The organism is Megasphaera vaginalis (ex Bordigoni et al. 2020), from assembly GCF_900240295.1.
Classification (GTDB): Bacteria; Bacillota; Negativicutes; order Veillonellales; family Megasphaeraceae; genus Megasphaera; species Megasphaera vaginalis.
The window spans coordinates 104,491-122,379 of record NZ_OEQB01000003.1; the positions used below are offsets into that span (position 1 = coordinate 104,491).

Sequence of the window (17,889 nt, forward strand, 5' to 3'; positions counted from 1 at the left end):
CCACACACGCTTTCGACAAAAAAGGACACACAGCAAAAGCTGTGCGTCCTTTTCTTATACAACTGCCGGCTTATTCGCGGAAGCGGCCAGTTGCCGTTTCTTTTCTCTTCGATCGGCGGCCGACCTGTTCAACAATAATGAACAGCATCGGTATCAAAAACAGTCCCAAAACAGTCGCCATCGACGTCCCGAAAACGACGGTAACCCCCATTGTCGTTCGCGAGGCTGCGCCGGCTCCGGTGGCAAGAGCCAACGGAACACAACCGACAACAAAAGCCAAGGAAGTCATAATAATCGGACGAAGCCGTATCTTCGCCGCTTCGATAGCTGCCGAAACGACATCCATACCGCGTTCGTCGACCCGCACTTTCGCGTATTCGACAATCAGTATTGCATTCTTCGCCGCCAAACCGATGACGGCAAGCATACCGATCTGGAAGTAAATGTTATTCTGCTGGTTCAGCAAATACGTGAACAGCGTCGCGCCGAACAAGCCCGTAGGCACGCTGAAGAGTACGGCAAAGGGTACTTTCCAGCTTTCGTATAGCGCCGCCAACACCAGAAATACGAAGAGCAAGGCCAGGACAAAGACGTAGATAGTCTTATTTCCCGCTTCAATTTCTTCACGGCTCATACCGGACCATTCGTACGCATAGCCTTCGCCTAAAGTATCTTTGGCGACTTCCGCCAACGCGGTCAGCGCATCGCCGGAGCTGTATCCCGTTGCCGGCGAGCCTTGCACCTTGATGGACGGATAATCATTGAAACGCGTAATAATCGACGCGGACCCGATCAGCTTCGGCTGCACGAAATTGTCGACGGAAATCAGCTGATTATCGGAATTGCGTACGTACAAATAACGGTTGTCATTCAGGTTTTGCCGATACTCCGGCTTCGCCTGTACCATGACCTTGAAGTTTCTCCCGAAAATCGTAAAATCATTGATCTGGTAAGATCCGTAATACGTTTGCAGTATTGTATACAAATCACTTAGCGACACCTTTTCGTGAGCCGCTTTGTCGCGGTCAATATCAAGCTGATAGCCCGGCGTATCATTAGTAAAAGCCGTATAAACGGAACCGATTTCCGGCCGTTTGCGGGCAGCGCCGATAAATTTTTTCGTCACGTCCATCAATTCATTCGTCGAATGACCGCCACGATTCTCGATCTGTATCGTAAATCCGGAGGAAGTCCCCATGCCGTCAATCGGCGGCGGATTCATGGCAACAACCGTAGCCTGCGGCAACCGGTTGCCGAAACCCATAATCTTGCCGACCAGCGTATCGACGGAAAGAGCCGCGCCGGAACGCTGCGACCAGTCATCGAGCGTAATAAAGGTAACGCCGCCGTTCGTCTTAGTACTGCCCGCCAGCAGACTGAACCCGACAACCTGCATAACGTCCTTGACCCCCGGTTGTTGCTGCAGCCAGGCGCCGATCTGATTCATCGTCTTTTCCGTCTCAGCCTGCGTCGTTCCTTCCGGGAGCGTCGTATTTACCATAGCGAACCCGTTATCTTCAGAAGGCACGAAGCTCGTCGGAATAACGGTAAAAAGTCCTGCCGTAATCACACTGATGACAACCAGGAAGGCGATGCATCCTTTCAAATGGAGCTGCAAATGGGCCAAACGGATACCGTACCAGTTGACCAGGCTGTCAAATTTTTCATTAAAGATCTGAAAGAATCGGAAAAGGCCTTTCGCATTTTCCGTCGGTTTATGAACGCGAAGAACGGTCGCACAAAGAGCGGGTGTCAAGGTCAACGCGATAAAAGCGGAGATCATGACGGAAACGGCTATCGTCAAGGCGAACTGCTTATATAGGACACCGCTCATACCGCTCAGGAAAGATACGGGAATGAAAACGGCTGAAAGAACGCAGGCAACGCCGATAACCGGATTTTGCACATTTTCCATCGCGATCAGCGTCGCCTCTTTCGGCGTCTTCTTGTTGTATTTGATCTCATATTCCACGGCTTCAATAACGACGATGGCGTCATCGACAAGTAGTCCGATGGACAGCACCATGGCAAATAAGGTCAAGGTGTTAATCGAAAACTCAAGCGCCTTGAACGCCGCAAAGGTACCCAACAGCGATACGGGAACGGCAATCAGCGGAATCAGCGTCGATCTGCCGCTTTGGAGAAACAGGTATACGATAAGCGCAACCAAGAGCAGCGCTTCGACAAAAGTTTGAATAACTTCTTCAATGGAAGCTCGAACAAATTGCGTACTGTCATACACCACGAGATAATCCATATCCGTCGGAAAAGACTTTTTAGCCTTTTCCAGTACGGCGCGGACACCGCTGACACTTTGCATGGCATTGGCGTCAGACGTCAAGCTGACCATAAAGGTCGCACTCGGATTCCCTTTATAGCTGCCGAAAACGTCGTAACTCTTTGAGCCCAGTTCAACATCGGCAACATCGCCGACACGGACCATACTGCCGTCGGAATTGGTGCGAATAATGACTTTCTTGAATTCGTCGGCACTTTCCAGGCGGCCGTCTGCACGCAGCGTATATTGGAAATTCTGATCGGACACGTACGGACGCGCGCCGATAGTACCGACGGCGGCCTGCGTATTTTGACTTTTAATGGCGCTGATAACATCTGTCGGCGTCACTTTCAGGACTCTCATCTTTAACGGATCCATCCAGATACGCATGGCATAATCGGCGCCGAATTCCTGTACACTGCCGATGCCCGAAACAGATTTCATTTCGTCCATAAAGTACTGTGTCGCATAGTTCTTCATAAACGTCTGATCATAGGTCCCGTTAGGCGAGATCAGCGAAAAAACCATGGCCATAGAACTTGATGACTTTTGCACCGTTACCCCCGTCGCCGTTACTTCAGACGGCAACGTCGAAGAAATCTGGCTGACGCGGTTCTGGGTGTTAACCGTGTCCATATCGTCATTTGAGCCGGTTTCAAACTGTGCCGTCATGGAATAGACGCCGCTGTCATTACTGCTGCTTTCCATGCTGACCAGATTATCGACGCCTGTCATCTGCCGTTCAATGACACTGGCAACCGTCGTGCCGACAACCTCCGCATTCGCTCCGACATAGGACGCCGATATCCGCACCTGCGGCGGCGTAACCTTCGGATATTTTGCAATAGGCAGCGTAAACATCGCCAAAAGTCCGATAACGGAGATCATCAAGGAAATGACGATGGCGAAGATCGGCCTGTTGATAAACAATTTAGATAACACTTTTTTGCCCCCTATTTAGACTGACTGTCCGTCGTTCCGTTTACGATATCCGCCTTTGTCAGCAAATGCTGCTCCAACGTTGCCCCGTTCGCCTTCTGGAACCCGTCGACAATGATCAGGTCGCCGTCCGAAAGCCCGGAGGTGACGATCCAGAACTTACCGACCTGCGCGCCTACTTTCACTTCCTTGTTCTGGGCTTCTCCGTTTTCATTAATAACGGAAACGAAGTATTTGCCCAGCGTTTGCTGCACAGCGCGCTGTGGCACGGAAATAGCTTTCTGCTGCACCTGCGTATCGGAAATAACAGTAGCATACATTCCCGGTAAAAGCAGATTTTCCGGATTATCAAAGACGGCCTTCACGACAATAGAACCGGAATTGCCGTCCATCCCGTGATTGACTTGCGTCACATGGCCTTCATAGGCATAAACGGAGCCGTCGCTGAGACGGAGCTTCAAATGATCGCCCCAGCTTCCCGACGCGGACGGCATTTTTTTTACCATATCCAAATATTCGGCTTCGCTGATCGTAAATTCCACAAAGACGGGATTCGTCGTCGAAATGGTCACCAATGCCGTCGAGCCGGCAGTCGCAAAAGTTCCGACGGGAACATCGTCAACATTCAATTTACCGGAAAAAGGCGCATAAACAATCGTGTCGTCGACATTATCCTGCGCCGCCTGAACTTGTGCCGCCTGTGCTTCCACGGCTGCGGCCTGCTGATTAGTAGCCGCCTCCTGGTCTGTTACGGTCTGCGCCGAAACAGCATCCTGCGAAGCCAGCGTCTGATACCGTCTGAGATTCAGTTCCTGATTAGCCAGGTTGGCAGCCGCCTGTGCCTGACTTGCCTTAGCTGCCGCCAAAGCGGCGTCATACGTACGGCTGTCCAGACGGAAAAGCGGCTGCCCCTGGCTGACATCCTGACCGCCTTGTACGAACTTTTCGACAACACGCCCCGATATTTTCGGCTGTACCGGCACCTTGTCCGTCGCCGCCACAATGCCGCTGTACTCGGCCTTCACCGGTGTATCTTCGGCAGCTACTTTATACGTATTGACGGCTACTGCCTGCTGCTGCACTCCCTTGGTAGCGCCGCAGCCGGCCAAAAGAGCCGCCACGGTGAATGCCGCCACGCCTGCCGTTACAATCCTATGCTTCTGTATCATTTGTCATTTGCCCCCTGTCTCTTGATCCCATATAAAATGATGCGGATGCATTCTTCCATATATTCGGGATACGAGTAATCTCTTTCTGTCGCATGGAGATGATCTAAAATGTCATTTACAGCTCCTTGCAGCATGTGCATCAGTAACGGCGTATGAAAATGACGGAACGCGTCGCTCTCCTGCGCCACTTCAAAAAAAACGCTGCAGCAGCTGCCAATCCCGCCGGGAACGGGCAAGCAGTTCGGAGCGGACATCCGGCATTTTAGCCAGCAAGGCGTTCATTTCACGGACAGTCATTACCGCCACCCGAGGCGATTTGACCTGAAAATAACCGATCAATTTCTCTTCGGCCGAGATATTCGGGTTCTCAAGAATTTGCAGATGCTGTTCATACAGTTCATCTTGCACCGATATAAAAGCGGCACGAACGATTTCCTGTTTTGATGAAAAATGCTCATATAAAGTCCGTTTACTGATGTGGAGATTTTTTGCCAAATCGTCCATATGGAAATCGGCGCCGTATTTACTTATCTCATGCAAAGCTGCCTGCAAAATATCCTTGCTGATATCTTTCGCCATAATGCCACCTAACGTTATCCTTGTGCCGAGCGAAACTGAAAAAGAAAACTCAGTACCATCTTTTAGTTTAATATGGATACGCCTATAAGTCAATAGCGCGGCCTGACTCTAACACCTCTTCATCTTCTGCGTTCGTCACTTGACGCAGCCGGACCGCCCCATTCCCATAAACGAGGACAAATCGATTCATTCGGGTAAACGAACTTTCAAAATGGCCTTGCGAACCGTCGCACCGGTCCCGACAGGACTGCAAAGGCAACGATGCCCGTCTGTCGGGAAAAAGACGGCAATCGTTTTCTTCGGGACCATGGAAATGACCAGATCATCGGCAACAGGCGGTTCGTAAAACCGGGCGTCGGCACCGCTGCGCTCCTCCGTAACGGGCCCGGCATCGCTGATCGGCTGATACCCGATGTTTTCCGTACCCTCCAACAGCAACTGGATATCGACATAGCGGCAATGGGCTTCCATCTTTCGCCGCACTGCCGGAGCCGTTTCCGCCTCGTCAATATTCAGATAATTGCCGTCAGGCAATTCATGGCGGCCTACAGGCAGCGCCAGGAGATCTTGCCCTGCCAAATACGTGATCCAAGGAACGATGAATGACGGCAATGTCCTGCATTCTTCCTGCCATTGCGCCAGATTTCCGATATACATGATACCCTCTCCTTCTCATGCCGGCTTTATCCAACGGATACCGCAGCGGCTATACTGTAGCATTAAATTTCCAGAAACCCGCTTTCCCGCCGGCATGGGCGGCACCGGCATCTACCGGTTGCAATGTCGCGGCGCCTCCGGCAAACCGATTCATGAAAACCGGGAAGCAAGTGAACCGAAGTCTATAGGATAACCGGCATGAATATCCGCGGCTTTTCCGTTTGCTTGATCAAACAGAAGACCGATGATAGCCGTATTTTCCAAAAAGCGCCTTGTCAAATCGCTGCCGAAAAGCTTTTCTATTTATATGACGCCGAACAGATACGAAGTCATCGCCATTGATCCGAGCTCACAATAATCGTTGAACACCGTCACGTTTTCATTGCCGTCCAGGGCTCCCAGAACAGTCAGAAGGGGATTAAAATGATCCGGAGTCGGTACGGCCAAGTGTTGCTGATCCAGCTTTTTGTAATTGATAACGGCAGTGTAATCGTGTTGCAAAACGGCCTGTTTGATCTGATCGTTAAAAGTCTCCGCCCACGTATACCCTCCTGTCATATCCCAATCCGTCATCATCAGGTTATGCACGACATTACCGCTGCCCATAATCAGCACCCCTTCCCGACGCAGCGGCGCCAACCTTCTGCCCACTTCAAATTGAGCGGAACTGTCGGCCGAACCGTCGACGCTGACCATGACGACGGGTACGTCAGCTTGCGGATAAACATTGGCCAGAACGGACCATACGCCGTGATCAAGACCCCAATCATTGCCGGCGCGGCCGGCCGGTTCCAAAAGGCGCAGCACTTTTGCCGCTTCCTCCGGACAGGCCGGCGCCGCATAACGCAGCCGGTACAAGGCTTCCGGAAAGCCGTACATATCATCGATCTTCGGATTGTTGTCGGCTGTCCGCACATAAAGGCCCTGCGTATACCAGTGCGCCGATATAGCGACAATGCATCGCGGTTTTTCAAGGATCCGGCTCATTTCCCCCACGTCGCCCTGGCTTTACTGTTCTCATCAATCGCATTCAGCGGTGACCCGTGACCGAAAAAAATAACGGGCATCATGTCTTTATTCATCATCTATTCCCCCTCTATTCATCATTCTGCCGGTCAAAACGTAGGGCTGTCCTTCAGTCTCCACGGCCGGCGCTGCTACGACAGGCAAACACCAAAAAGGGTGGACACGCGCGCCGTTTTACCCGCTTCTGCCCAAAAGGAGGCCTTATCGGCCCGCAGCCGGTAACGAACCCGATAACTGTCCCGCGCTTTCCTGATTACACCGTTCCCTCGCTGCCTTTTGCGTTCTCCGCCGCCGGCTCCTTTGCCTATACCGTAAAGCGTTCAAAATCCTTCGCACAATTAGTCGGATAAAATTCGGTAACCGTATATGCTGCAATGCCGTGCACATGAAACGGGTCTTCTAAAATGATCGCCTTCATTTCCTTTTCATCAATGGCATTAAACAGAATTATGCCGCCTGTTCTCGGGTTCTTCCTCCCGGAGCAAATAAACTTGCCTGCACGGTAATATTTTTCCAAAAAAGCCCGATGTTCCGGTAAATATCTTTCCACCTCTGCCAACGGTTTGACATAGTTCAGATCTGCAATATACACTGGATCATCTCCCCTTTCCTCCAACGGCTCCACATACTTGTTCATCATGCGAATTTGTCCCCTTATACGGATACTTCATTCGGCGTCGTCCTGAGTAAAATTTTACGGCCCCCGGCAACAATAGTCAATCACTTCCCCGCTTTTTGGTTATCCCGTTTTAGCTGCACTTGAAAACTATATAAAAAACGATCTCTCATGGCGGAGAGATCGCCTGTATATCCGTGAGCCGGTTCGGCTTCGGCCTGCGGAGCGGAAGATTAATCGCCGGCAGCCTCCCGTTCCGCTATATTTTTATCAAATAAGGCGTCGGCAAATTGCACGGGATCAAAGGGACGGAGATCATCAACACCCTCGCCGACACCGATCCAGCGGACAGGTACGCCCAATTCCCGCTTTACCGACAAAATCACGCCGCCTTTGGCCGTACCGTCAAGCTTCGTCAAGACGACGCCGGTCAACGGAACGACGTCACCGAAAAGCTTCGCTTGGCTGACCGCGTTCTGCCCCGTCGTCGCATCAAGTACCAACAGCGTTTCCTGGGGCGCACCGTCAATGTTCTTACTGGCAACGCGCGCCATTTTTCGCAATTCTTCCATCAAATTCGACTTGGTATGCAGCCGCCCTGCCGTATCGACGAGCAGGACGTCGATCTTCCTGGCCTTGGCCGAAGCGGTCGCATCGAAAACGACGGCAGCCGCATCGGCTCCCTCCTGGTGCTTGATGATCGGCACGCCGGCACGCTGCGCCCAGATTGTCAACTGCTCCGAAGCAGCGGCGCGAAAGGTATCGCCGGCAGCAACCATGACGGATTTTCCTTGCTGCATGTAGTAGGACGCCAACTTGCCGATCGTCGTCGTTTTGCCGACGCCGTTGACTCCGACGATGAAAATAACATTCGTCGTTCCCGTCGTGTCGGGAAGGGGCGCTTCATTTTCCGCCAACAAGGCGACGATGGCCTTTTCCAAATAGGGCACGACATCTTTACCGTCCCTGATCTCCTTGCTCCTGACGCCTTCGCGTATTTTTCCGAGTAAATATTCCGTCGTTTCTACGCCGATATCACCGGTAAGCATGACGGCTTCCAAATCATCGTACATTTCCTCGTCTATTTTGGCATAGCCGCGAACGACTGTTTCGATATTGCTGATTAATGAATGCTTCGTTTTTTCCAGCCCTTGCCGCAATTTAGAAAAAAATCCCATGATCATCTTCCTTTCTCCAGTAACGTATCCACTTCAACCGTCAGAAGGCGGGATATCCCTTTTTCTTCCATCGTCACGCCCTGCAATGTATTCGCCGCTTCCATCGTCTGCCGTCTGTGAGTAATGACGATAAACTGCGTATTGCCGCTGTAATTTTTCAAATACCGCGCCATGCGTTCGACATTCGCCTCATCCAAAGCGGCATCTACTTCATCGACCAGACAGAACGGCGCCGGATGATAAGCCAAAAAAGCCAGCAGCAACGCAATGACGGTCAACGCCCGTTCGCCGCCGGAAAGCAGCGTCAGCGGCTGCTGTTTCTTCCCCGGCGGCTGAATCATAAATTCAATTCCCGCCGTTAACACTTGATGACTGTCCGTTAACAGTATCTTTGCTTCACCGCCGCCGAAAAGACGGCTGAAGACATTCTGGAAATGACAGCTAATTTCCTTGAAAGCAGCGCTGAACTGTTCAGCCATTGCCTTGTCGATCTCGGCCACCACGGCTGTCAGTTTGCGGCGCGCTTCCAGCAAATCGTCGCATTGTCGCTGATAAAAGGCATGCTTTTCAGCGGCACTTTCATATTCTCTGTCTGCATTCGGATTGATCTGCCCCAAGGCAGCAATTGATTGCTGCAAATCGCGCAGTGTCCGCTGAAGTTCTTGCAAAGATCCTTCACGTCGTTTTTCCATCGCCTCTGCCCGGGATAATCCTTGCAGCGCCAGACGCTCTTCACTGCGACGTATTTCTCCGCCGTACTTTTCTATCAGTATATTCTGCCCGTTAATGCGGTGATCCCAGTGTTCCAATGCATCCCGCAGCTGCTGCAGCGCTTCTTCCAATTCCTTGTTCTTGCGGAAATTATCTTCTTTCGATCGGTAAAATGCGTCCTTATCCCGTTCCTTCTGCATCAGCTCCTCTTCCTTCTTCTGCAGATGGGCCTGAACTTCGCCATAAAGCCGCGTCAGTTCCTCTTCTTTAGCGGCAAGATCTTGCCGTCTTTTGACGTTTCCTTCGGTTTCCTCCATCAGCTGTTGCAGCCAGTCTCCATTCTGAGCCAGTTGTATCTCCGCATGGCGGACTTGTTCCTGCAATGCCGCAACCGCTACCTGACGTTCTGTCACCGTTTCCCGACAACGTTCCGCTTCGGCCAAGGCGGCCGCATGCATTTCACGCAACGCCTCGTTTCCTTCTTCCGGTTCGTTCTGCCAGCGCGTCAACGTTTCATTGGCTGCGACCAGTTCGGCTTGAATATCGGAACGAAGTTCTGTCAGTGCCTCCAGCTTCCGAATTGCTTCCTGCAAGGAGACCGACAACCTGTCCGCCTCTCGCCGTGTCGTCTCAGCCTGCCAGCGAACCTGCTGCAAATCTTGTTCACGCTGACGAAGCGTTTTTTCCTGCGCCGCGACAGCAGCCGACGCAGCCGTCTCTTCCCGCTGACAAACGGCGGCCTTATGACGCAATTGAAGCAGTTCCTCTTCACAACGGTCATACTGACTGCGCAGTTCGTGCAGAAGAACCCGCCTGCCGATCAGCGACCCCTCCCGCTTCTGATTGCTGCCGCCGGTCAGCGATCCACCGACATGGAACTGCGTGCCATCAAGGCAGACGATCCTCAACCTGTACCCGTATTTCCGGGCGACGGCCGAGCCGGTATCCGCCGAATCGGCAATCAACGTCTTTCCCAAAAGAGAAGAAAAAACACCGGCATATTTACCATCATACCGGATTAATGCATCGGCAAAACCGGCGATTCCCTTTTCTTCGGCAGCGGCGGTCTCTTCGGCCGTCCGCTTCCTCGACTTGACCGTATTGAGCGGCAAAAACGTCGTCCTGCCGCCGTGCTGCTGTTTCAAATACCGGATCGCCGCACGGGCGGCTTCTTCATGTTCGACGATAACATGGCGCGCCGCCCCGCCAAGAGCGACATCGACGGCGACGGCATACGCCGCCGGTATCGCGCAGAGCTCCCCGACAATGCCGCATACATGATTGCGCCACGGCTGGTTAGCCGCCAAGACCGCCTGCGCGGCCTGCCCCGCTCCTTCATGGGCTTCTTCCATTCCGGCTAAAACACGAATGCGCTGCTGCAATCGTTCCGCCTCATTATGCCGTTGCCGTTCTTTGCGGATTGCGTCTTCAACGGCAGCAACTGCTTGTTGCCGTACCGTTGCGGCCTCGGCCATGGTCTCGCGGCAACGTACGGCGAGCTTTTCACTTTCGATCAGCGCGGACGCGGCAGCAGTATGTCCCTGACGGGCCTGCTGCAACAACGCTTCCTGCTCCTGCCGGTCGGCTTTAAGCTGCCCGACGGTCGCCGCGTTTTCTTCCAAACGCCGTTGCAAATCGGCTATATCACGCTGAATCATGAACAGCTTTTGCTGTCGTGACGCAGCAGCGGCAACGGCCTTATCCAAATCGGCGGCGGCCTGCCGGGCGCCCCTCTCGGCCTCCCCCAGCAGCGACGCAGCCAAATGCTGTCCCTGCCTGGCGGCGGTAAGCGCCTTTTTCTTGCTTTCCAATTCTCCGGCAAGCTCCTGCTGCCGTACCTCAGCTTTCTTTCTTTTTTCTGTCGCGACGACACCTTCTGCAGCCAGGTCTTTTGCATTTTCCGTCAGAGATTGCCGTCGTTGTTCAAAGGCTTCGGCCCGGCTCTTCAAACTTTCCCACTCATTCCGAGCGGCTGCGGCAGCTTCATCAAGACGGCGCATCGCCACGCTTTCGCTCTCCATGGCGGCCATCAGCCGCTGCCGTTCTCCTTCGCTGCAGGCTACGCCCTTCGCCGCCGCTTCCCGTTCCTGAAGTGCCATATTGCGATTATTTTCAGCTTTACTCAGGAGACGCTCGTAGTTACGCAGTTCCTGTAGAACCAGCGTCCCTTCATAAGCCTGCCTTTCGCCGTCAAGATGACGAAAACGCTGCAGCTTGTCGGACGCTTGCCGCATCGGTTCCAGCCGCTCTTCAAGAATCGTCATCATATCGTGAATACGTTCCAAATTACGCTCTGTTTCACTTATCTTGCGCAGCCCTTCTTCTTTACGCCCCTTAAAGCGACTGATGCCGGCTACTTCTTCAAAAATAATCCGCCGTTCTTCAGGCTTGCTGTTCAAGATACGATCCACGCGATTCTGCCCGATAACCGCCATTGAATCCTGTCCGATTCCGGTATCGGCAAAAAGATGATGAATATCCTTCAGTCTGCACGGCCGCTTATTGATATAAAATTCACTGTCTCCGGAGCGAAAATAACGTCTTGTAACGGCGACTTCCGTAAAATCAATATCCAGCGCATGATCGCTGTTGTCAAAATAAAGGGATACTTCGGCAACACCGTGCGGTTTGCGCTTTTCCGTTCCCGAAAAAATGATATCTTCCGATTTTTGACCTCGCAGCTGCCGAATATTCTGTTCTCCCATAACCCAACGTACGGCATCGGAAATATTGCTTTTGCCGCTGCCGTTAGGCCCGACAATGGCCGTAATGCCTTTATCAAAAGTCAATACCGTTTTATCGGCGAAGGACTTAAATCCCCGCAGTTCCATTCGTAATAATTGCAACGTCCACTCCTCTTTCTACGACAGCCATGCCAATACAGTGAAATAAATGACGGGAATGAAAACAGCCGGCAGATAATCGGCGACTTTCAGCTTAACAATACCGAGTAAATTCAAGCCGATCGCCAAAATAAGCAAATTGCCTACGGCATTTAATTCCCGTACCACATCGGGAGTCATCAACGGTGACAAAACGGATGCAAAAAAATAAAACAGCAGCTCATAAACGATAACGACAAGCCCGACCGGTAAAATACCGACACCGTAAACGGAAGCAAAAAGGAAGGCCGACACAAAATCCAGCACCGATTTTAAATACAGGAGCGACGGATCGTTAACCAGCGCCGCCTGTATCGGCCCCAAGATCGCCATGGCGCCGACAATTTGTAAAACGGATAAAGTAACGAAGCCGTCAACGAATCTGGCATCATTGCCGGCATGCAATTTTTCTTTCAACACCTCGCCGACATGCTGCATCTTATCTTCCAGCGAAACGATCGTACCAATCAAGGCGCCGAGACTCATGCTGACCAGTACCAGCAGCCAATTCTCCGTTTTGATGGCTCCTTGTATGCCGATACCGATGTTGACCAGAGCAATGGCGGAAAATAATGCTTTTTCCCATTTTTCCTCAAACCATTTCCCTAAAAAAATTCCCAGTAACGCCCCGGCCGCCGTACTGAGACCGTTAATAAAAATTGCCAGCAAAACCTGTTCCTCCTCTTATCCGCATGGTGTGGACCTAATAAATATATGCGTTCTTATTATAACAAAAAAAGCCTTTCCTCTCCAGTATTCCGCTGCAATGCAACTGCCGGGCGGCAGTACGCCCGCACCGTGTAAAAACGAGGGAAATACTCCGTCTCCCCTTGACTTACATCACTGAATATGATTATATTAAATTTGGAATTTTCGGAATAATCGAAAAAGGAGGCGACGCCATGATTGACGTATACAAACATAATAACGGTCACCTGGAAGAAAACATTTCTTTGGCGGTCGCTGAAAAAGGCTCCTGGATCAATGTCGTCAATCCTGATTCCGATGATTTGCAATTGGTTTCGATGATTACGGAAATCCCGACGGATGTTTTAAAAACACCTCTCGATACGGAAGAACGTTCACACGTTGAACTGGAAGATAATTATATCTTCGTCGTCATCAACATTCCGATCATCTTGGAAACGGACAGCTACGATACGTTGCCTCTCGGCATCTTCATTACGCCGGACTTTATCGTAACCCTCTGCATTCAGGAAACCGATGTTCTCCATTCTTTTACGGAAAACAAGTACCCCTTCTTTTACACGTTCAAAAAAACGCGCTTTCTCTTTCAAATACTTTACCGGACGGCAACCTTATTCTTAAAATATCTGCAGCAAATCAACCATCGCACAGATGACATCGAGAGCGTGCTGCGTCACTCCATGCGAAACAAAGAATTCTTCATGCTGCTGGAGTTGCAGAAATCCTTGACCTTCTTCACTTCGGCACTCCGCGGCAACGGCATCGTAATGGAACGGCTCATGCGGCTGCGGCGTAATACGGCGTTGCACCATCTTCTGAAAATGTATGAAGAAGATGAAGATTTGTTGGAAGATGTCATCATTGAAAACAAACAGGCGATTGAAATGGTCGAAATGTATTCCAACGTCCTTATCAGCATGTCCGATACGTTTGCTTCCATTATTTCCAACAACCTGAACATGGTCATGAAGTTTTTGGCCTCCATTACGATTATTCTGGCTGTGCCGACAATCGTTTTCAGCCTCTGGGGCATGAATGTCAACGTCCCTTTTTCTTCCAACGAATTCGGATTTTATTACGTTATCGGCATTTCCCTGCTCGGTTCCATCTGCGCTTTCGCCATGTTATGGATGAAAAATCTGTTTTGAGACGAATACAACCCTGCTGCAAGTAAGATGCAGCAGGGCTTTCTTTATTTAATCATGCTTTTGATCGGCTCAAAGCTGCGTCGATGAATCGGACAAGGGCCGAAAGCAAGCACGGCGTCGCGATGGCGCTGCGTCAGATACCCTTTATGCACGGCAAAGCCGTATGCCGGATATGCGCGGTCGTATTCCTGCATCAGCCGGTCACGCGTCACCTTGGCGATGATTGAAGCGGCCGCAATGGAAGCGCTGAGAGCGTCACCGCCGATAATGGATCGATGCGGCACGGATAGCTGCGGCAAGGGCATGGCATCGCAAAGAACAGCCTCTGCAGCCGTCGACAGCGTATTGACCGCTTCGTACATGCCCGCCTGTGTCGCATGGTAAATATCAAGCTCGTCAATTTCTTTCTCCGTCTTCGCGATACAGGAAACGGCGACGGCGTGTGTCATAATTTCGTCATAGAGACGGTCCCTCTTTTTCGGTGATACCTTTTTGCTGTCATTCAGCCCGGGACAAACCCACAGCGGCGGCAAAATGACGGCAGCAATCATGACCGGGCCGGCAATTGGGCCGCGACCGGCTTCATCAACACCGGCAACATGAAAGATCCCCCGGTCATAATACGCCTTCTCCAACCGATACATCTCTTCCAATCGCTTCAGTTCCTCTGCCTGCCGCTGCATGCGTTTGAAAAAAGATGTTGCCAGATTCCGAACCGACCGCCTCGCATCACCTCGCATGGCCGTCAATATCGCTGTCTTGTCCGCATCGGGTGACAGGAGCAGTTTCTGCAATTCCGCTACCGTAAAATCTCCGCTGTTCATCGCACTTCACCGCCTTCGGCAAAATCTTCCGGAAAATCCAATGAAATTAAACCGATACGCCCTTCCCGGTAATCTTTCAAAATCAGCTTATACGTTTTTTCCAAGTCTACCGTACCGCCGCCGACAATGCATCCCCGCTTTCTGCCGATCGCCTCAATTGTTTGCGCCGCCGTCACCGGCAGTGCGTCAAGCTTAAATCGATTCCGCAACGCTTCCGGATATCGCGCCGTCAGTTCTGTAATCAACTGCCGAACTACGTCTTCCATATCAAAAACCGTATCGGAAATTGCTCCCGTAGCCGCTAAGCGATAAGCGCTCACCTGATTTTCCAGCTTCGGCCACAATACGCCGGGAGTATCCAGCAACTCCAACTTTTCCGCAAGGCTCACCCACTGCTTTCCTTTTGTCTCTCCGGGCTTGTCGGCAGTCTTTGCCGAACGCCTTCCGGCAAGGTGATTGATCAGCGTCGACTTGCCTACATTGGGAATCCCTAAAATCATGGTTCGTACCGAGCGCGTTTTCAGCCCTCTCGCCTTCCAGTGCGCCAGCTTTGGAGCCGCTAACTGACGGATCAGGTGCAGCAAACCCTTAACATCTTTGCCGTCCTTACTGTTCAGCGCGATGACAGGCCTTCCCCCTTGAGCATAGTATGCTGTCCACGCTTTCACCTTTTGCGGATCCGACAAATCAGCCTTATTCAGTACAAGCACAGACGGTTTCTGACCGATCAGCCGCCCGATCATCGGATTCGCGCTGCTATAGGGAATACGGGCGTCGACCAGTTCGACAATAACATCAATAACCTTTATATTTTCTTCAATCAATCGCTTTGCTTTGGCCATGTGGCCGGGATACCAATTTATCAACATAATAACTAAAAACGCTCCGTTCTTTTGATTTATCATATTTATTGTAGATGAATCGTAACGGCAAGTAAAGACGGCCGGCAAAAAAAGATCTATGCCACATAAATGGCATAGATCTTTTATCTTATCCCTTGCGGGTTTCCGACAATTCGCACACATGTTCGATGAAATCGTCTATTTCCTTAGCGCCTAAGTCCCCTTTGACACGGTCGCGTATGGAAATAGTGTTATCTTCCATTTCCTTGTCACCGATAATGCCCATATAGGGAACCTTTTCCATCTGCGCCTTTCGAATCTTATAACCGATCTTTTCATTGCTTTCATCAACTTCCGCACGAACACCGAGTTTTTTGAGCTGCCCCTGCAAGCGTTTGGCATAACTCAGGTGACGTTCCGAAATCGGCAAAAGTTTGATCTGTACCGGAGCCAGCCATACGGGAAACGCACCGGCATAGTTTTCGATCAAAATACCGATGAATCGTTCAATGCTGCCGAAACAGGTCCGGTGGATCATGACGGGACGATGCTTCTGCCCGTCTTCACCGATATAGGTCATGTCAAACCGTTCCGGCATCAGCATATCGAGTTGAATCGTGCCGCACTGCCAGGTACGGCCGATGGAGTCCTTGACATGGAAATCCAGCTTCGGCCCGTAGAAGGCGCCATCTCCCTCATTGATCTGATAAGGAACGCCTTTTTCTTCAATAGCTTCACGTAAGGTCTGCGTTGCGAGTTCCCAAATTTCATCACTGCCCATGGAATCTTCCGGACGAGTTGACAGCTCTACATGATAATCCAAGCCGAACGCCTTATACGCTCTGTCAAAAAGATCAAGGACACTGCCTATTTCCTGTTTAATCTGACTGGGAAGCATAAAAATATGCGCATCATCTTGCGTGAAGCTGCGGACACGGAAGAGGCCGTGCAAAGCGCCGTGAAGTTCATGACGATGTACCAAGCCCAGTTCAGCCGAACGGATCGGCAGATCACGGTAGCTGTGAACATTACTCTTATAAATCAAGATGCCTCCGGGACAGTTCATCGGCTTGATCGCGTACGGTTCATCATCAATCGTCGTAAAATACATATTATCGCGATAATGATCCCAATGTCCCGACTGCTCCCACAATTTCCGATTCAAGATGATCGGCGTGCTGATTTGTTCATAGCCGAATTCTTCATGCAATTCATTCCAGAATTTCAAAAGCGTGTTACGAAGAACCATCCCTTTATTGTGGAAGAACGGGAACCCGGGCCCTTCTTCATGAAAACTGAACAGATCCATTTCCTTCCCGATTTTGCGATGATCCCGCTTTTCCGCCTCTGCGAGCATCGTCAAATATTCTTCCAGTTGATCTTGGTTTTCAAAAGCCGTTCCGTAAATTCGCTGCAACATTTTATTCTTTTCATCGCCGCGCCAATAGGCCCCGGCAACAGATTGCAATTTAAAGGCTTTTACCTGCCCCGTCCGTTCTACATGGGGACCGGCGCAAAGATCAACGTATTCGCCCTGCCGGTAAATGGAAATCGCAACATCGGCGGGCAGATCGTTAATCAATTCCACTTTATAGTCTTCATGCAAATCAGTGAAAAGTTTGATCGCTTCATCTCGGGAAAGCGTTTCTGCCGTTATCGGCAAATTTTCTTTAACGATTTTATTCATTTCCGCTTCAATATCGGCAAAATCATCTTGCGCGAAACGGTGCTCCGTATCCAGATCGTAATAAAAACCGTTTTGAATAGCAGGACCAATCGCGAGCTTTACGTCACTGTAAAGGCGTTTAATAGCCTGCGCCATAATGTGAGCCGCCGAATGACGAAGCGTATCTTTTCCTTCTTGGCTGTCAAAAGTGCAAAACTCTACTTGAGATCCATTAACAATCGTGCGGCGTAAATCCGTCACCACTCCGTCTACCTTTGCGACCAACACTTTTTTCGCCAAGCTGTTGCTCAATTGTTGAACAGCATCATACAGAGAAATCCCATCGGCAAATTCTTTTTTACTGCCGTCTTTTAAAATTATTTCTGCCATGATTATACCTCCTTAAATAAAAAAAGACCTCATCCCAAAGGGACGAGAGTCTTATTCACGCGGTTCCACCCTATTTACCGAAAGTATCCGGTATCTTGAGCGCTGTAACGTAGCGACCGCACAAACATACTGTTTTCAGTTTGTGAGCTCCGAGGTGGTGACAAGAGACATTTCACAGGATACTTTCAGCATACATATCCTTCTCTGTAGAGAAATCGGCATCTTGCCTTGTCCTCATCTTTACTGATTACCTATTTATATGTTTGCATAAATTAT

Annotated in this window: 13 protein-coding genes and 1 other annotated feature; of the genes, 1 reads left to right on the forward strand and 12 read right to left on the reverse strand. The window is 50.8% G+C overall.

Annotation, left to right across the window (positions count from 1 at the left end; translation table 11 throughout):
* Positions 1–70: 70 nt before the first annotated feature.
* The 9 genes from C0977_RS04765 to C0977_RS04805 all read right to left on the reverse strand — a co-directional run bounded on the left by C0977_RS04765 (position 71) and on the right by C0977_RS04805 (position 12,704).
* Positions 71–3,220, reverse strand: coding sequence for an efflux RND transporter permease subunit (locus tag C0977_RS04765; protein WP_101912622.1), 3,150 nt, complete (start codon positions 3,218–3,220; stop codon positions 71–73).
* An 11-nt stretch (positions 3,221–3,231) separates the two neighbouring features.
* Positions 3,232–4,386, reverse strand: a complete 1,155-nt coding sequence (locus C0977_RS04770; RefSeq protein WP_101912623.1) for an efflux RND transporter periplasmic adaptor subunit — start codon at positions 4,384–4,386, stop codon at positions 3,232–3,234.
* 189 nt (positions 4,387–4,575) lie between these two features.
* Positions 4,576–4,965, reverse strand: coding sequence for a TetR/AcrR family transcriptional regulator (locus C0977_RS04775; RefSeq protein ID WP_234987573.1), 390 nt, complete (start codon positions 4,963–4,965; stop codon positions 4,576–4,578).
* Between the two features lie 186 nt (positions 4,966–5,151).
* Positions 5,152–5,622: a YhcH/YjgK/YiaL family protein gene (locus C0977_RS04780; RefSeq protein WP_101912624.1), complete on the reverse strand. Its 471-nt coding sequence runs from the start codon at positions 5,620–5,622 to the stop codon at positions 5,152–5,154.
* A gap of 303 nt (positions 5,623–5,925) precedes the next feature.
* On the reverse strand, positions 5,926–6,609 hold the full coding sequence (locus tag C0977_RS04785) for a dioxygenase (RefSeq protein ID WP_200814220.1): 684 nt from the start codon (positions 6,607–6,609) through the stop codon (positions 5,926–5,928).
* 343 nt (positions 6,610–6,952) lie between these two features.
* Complete coding sequence (locus tag C0977_RS04790; protein WP_200814221.1) at positions 6,953–7,288, reverse strand: YciI family protein; 336 nt, start codon at positions 7,286–7,288, stop codon at positions 6,953–6,955.
* A 209-nt stretch (positions 7,289–7,497) separates the two neighbouring features.
* Positions 7,498–8,442 (reverse strand): signal recognition particle-docking protein FtsY, encoded by a 945-nt coding sequence (ftsY, locus tag C0977_RS04795; protein ID WP_023052928.1) that lies wholly within the window; start codon positions 8,440–8,442, stop codon positions 7,498–7,500.
* A 2-nt stretch (positions 8,443–8,444) separates the two neighbouring features.
* Complete coding sequence (smc, locus tag C0977_RS04800; protein ID WP_101912625.1) at positions 8,445–11,999, reverse strand: chromosome segregation protein SMC; 3,555 nt, start codon at positions 11,997–11,999, stop codon at positions 8,445–8,447.
* A gap of 15 nt (positions 12,000–12,014) precedes the next feature.
* The gene (locus C0977_RS04805) at positions 12,015–12,704 is read right to left on the reverse strand and encodes a DUF554 domain-containing protein (RefSeq protein WP_101912626.1); all 690 of its coding nucleotides are present in this window, start codon (positions 12,702–12,704) and stop codon (positions 12,015–12,017) included.
* 233 nt (positions 12,705–12,937) lie between these two features.
* On the opposite strand from C0977_RS04805, the gene C0977_RS04815 reads away from it, so the two are divergent.
* Positions 12,938–13,891, forward strand: coding sequence for a magnesium transporter CorA family protein (locus C0977_RS04815; protein WP_101912627.1), 954 nt, complete (start codon positions 12,938–12,940; stop codon positions 13,889–13,891).
* Between the two features lie 44 nt (positions 13,892–13,935).
* Here C0977_RS04815 and C0977_RS04820 read toward each other — a convergent pair whose 3' ends face one another.
* From C0977_RS04820 to thrS, 3 genes are all read right to left on the reverse strand, one after another.
* Positions 13,936–14,715, reverse strand: coding sequence for a ribonuclease HII (locus C0977_RS04820; protein ID WP_023052860.1), 780 nt, complete (start codon positions 14,713–14,715; stop codon positions 13,936–13,938).
* Positions 14,712–15,584 carry a ribosome biogenesis GTPase YlqF gene (gene ylqF, locus C0977_RS04825; protein WP_101912628.1) on the reverse strand — a complete coding sequence of 291 codons (873 nt, stop codon included), beginning with the start codon at positions 15,582–15,584 and terminating at the stop codon, positions 14,712–14,714. The genes C0977_RS04820 and ylqF overlap by 4 nt, the downstream gene beginning before the upstream one ends.
* 121 nt (positions 15,585–15,705) lie before the next feature.
* Positions 15,706–17,613, reverse strand: a complete 1,908-nt coding sequence (gene thrS / locus C0977_RS04830; RefSeq protein ID WP_101912629.1) for a threonine--tRNA ligase — start codon at positions 17,611–17,613, stop codon at positions 15,706–15,708.
* Positions 17,614–17,648: 35 nt separating this feature from the next.
* Positions 17,649–17,863: a binding site (T-box leader), on the reverse strand.
* Positions 17,864–17,889 lie beyond the last annotated feature (26 nt).